Annotated in this window: 2 protein-coding genes; both read left to right on the plus strand. The window is 41.1% G+C overall.

Annotated features, from left to right (window positions below; genetic code table 11):
• The first annotated feature begins 129 nt into the window (after positions 1-129).
• Complete coding sequence (locus CWB85_RS20200) at positions 130-969, plus strand: tyrosine-type recombinase/integrase (RefSeq protein WP_138555866.1); 840 nt, start codon at positions 130-132, stop codon at positions 967-969.
• A gap of 1 nt (position 970) precedes the next feature.
• A complete protein-coding gene (locus CWB85_RS20205) occupies positions 971-2,095 on the plus strand; it encodes an IS91 family transposase (RefSeq protein WP_249314931.1) in 1,125 nt (374 codons plus the stop codon).
• Positions 2,096-2,429 lie beyond the last annotated feature (334 nt).

Consider the following 2,429-nt stretch of genomic DNA (forward strand, 5'->3'; position numbering starts at 1 on the left):
TCTGGAGTCATAACCCCCCAAAGTGGCGTTCTATAAGCTGTTGAACAAAGCCGCTACGCGGAGCTAGCAACCTCTAGCATAATTGCCACACTTGTCATTGGGACTTCCCCTATTCACCGGAGAAAACCAATGACCCCATTAAGACAACGCGTCATAGACGAGATCCGTTTAAGAGGCTACTCACCACGTACTGAAGAATCTTATATAAATGCACTTGCTCAGTTAGCTAATTACTACGATAAATCGCCTGACTTAATTAATAAGCAAGAGCTTGAGGCGTATTTTAGGTATGTAAATTTAACACAGCACTTGTCGCGTGCAACGATTGCAGTAAAACTCAATGCCGTTAATTTTTTATATAAATATGTACTACAGCGCTCATTCAGCATTGATATTGTATTGCCTAAAAAAGCACATAAAATACCGATACTGCTAACACGGGATGAGGTTCATCGCCTGTTTTTAAATACGGTATCTGCACAACAAAAAGTCATGCTGTGTATTTGCTATGGGTGTGGACTCAGAATAAGTGAATTACTGAATTTACGGGTTGCTGATATTGAATTTAGCCAAGATTGCCTATGGGTTAGAGCAGGAAAAGGCAATAAAGACCGTCGTGTCATATTACCTAAAAGCGCAGCAAGGCGATTAAACGCTTATATAGCAGGCTTTTCCCTTGGCAGTATACTGTTTTGTACTAATTGGGATAAAGAAAAAGCGATAGATGCAAAAACGTTTAGTCGTGGATTAAAACGTGCGGTAGCGCGGGCTGACATTGCAAAAAATGTATCCGCGCATAGTTTGCGTCACGCTTATGCTACACATCAAATTGAAGCAGGTATGCCCCTTCATCAGTTACAAAAGCAGCTGGGACATACAAGCATTCGTACAACAGAGCGTTATTTGCATTGGTTGCCTGAGATGGGGCATAGCAGCCATGATTTAATGGCTACGTGGGAGGAAAATTAAGATGGCAACGACGCATCATGTTGCAGATGTCTTATCGCAACACCTCTGTCACTATAAAAAAGTCCATGCATTAACTTATCAACAACAGCGAGTGTGTCAGCATATACAGGAATGTCGAACCGTTAAGTTAGGTACTCAGCAATGGCAGTGTGATCGCTGCGAGCATAATAAAACGGTGTACTGTGCATGTAGAGATAGGCACTGTCCGCAGTGCCAAGGGCATGTTAGCGAGCAATGGAGTGAACAACAAAGTAAAGATGTCATCAATGCGCCTTACTTTCACCTCGTATTTACACTCCCTCATGAGCTTAATGGATTAGCAAGGCAATATCCGCGTGAAATTTACAGTTGTTTATTTAGTGCTGTATGGCAAACCCTCAGTCAGTTTGCGCAGCGTAAGAAACAGTTACAAGGCACGTTAGGAATGACGGCGGTGTTACATACATGGGGACAAAGCCTAGCTCAACATATTCATTTGCACTGTTTAATTCCAGGAGGCGTATTAACATCGTCAGGTGAGTGGCGCGGTGTTAAAAAGCCGTATTTATTTGCAGTAAAAGCTTTAGCAACCGTGTTTAGATCAAAAATGCTAGCAGCCATTAGGGCACATAAACTAACGATACCTCAAAGCGAATTGCTCATGACAAAATCATGGTGCGTACACAGCAAAGTGAATTTGACCGAGCCGAAAACGGTGTTGAAATACCTTGGGCGCTACACGCGTAAAGGCATGTTGCATGAAGGACGGCTCAAGCAGGTAACAAAAGAAGATGTTACGTTTAGTTATAAAGACTACCGAGACAGCAAAATAAAGCGGATAACATTAACGGGCATAGAATTTATTAGGCGCTATTTACTGCATGTGCTCCCAAGTGGATTTATGCGAATACGTCACTACGGGTTTTTAGCCAGTGCGTGTAGAGCAAAAAAGCGGGATATTATCAGCGCACAAACAGGTAAGTATGAGGCTGTAAATCAAGAAAAGTCAGAGACAACAGTACCGGTTAGCGTTAATTGGCCGTGTCCATCATGTAAACAAGGGCAGTTGATAATGAAAAGCCTCTGTGCAAAAGATATAAAAACCGACGGTTTAACGACGCAAGGCATAACAATGAATAGTGGTTAATAGTAAGTCGATCCGTTAAAGGCATTTAGTTAAATTAGTTGGTGTAATAAAACCAGCTTAGATGGGGTGTTGCCTAAAATAAGCAAAAAAGATAACAGCAGGCAAGAAGCAGGCATAAACGCTATAAAAAAGCGTAAAAATGAAATTAATGAACAGTAACTAACCCGTCTAGCAGTAAAAGGTGTCCAATAAATCTGCAATCAACAACTTCCCTAAAAAAGAGAATTCCTATAGCATTAAGCATACCAATAAAAATGTTGAGTGAGGAGTATGCTTCGTTCAACAAGGTATTTATACGATACAAACAACGTAACGTATAAATACTAAGACGTTA

This window comes from Pseudoalteromonas sp. S1727, assembly GCF_005886375.1.
Classification (GTDB): Bacteria; Pseudomonadota; Gammaproteobacteria; order Enterobacterales; family Alteromonadaceae; genus Pseudoalteromonas; species Pseudoalteromonas haloplanktis.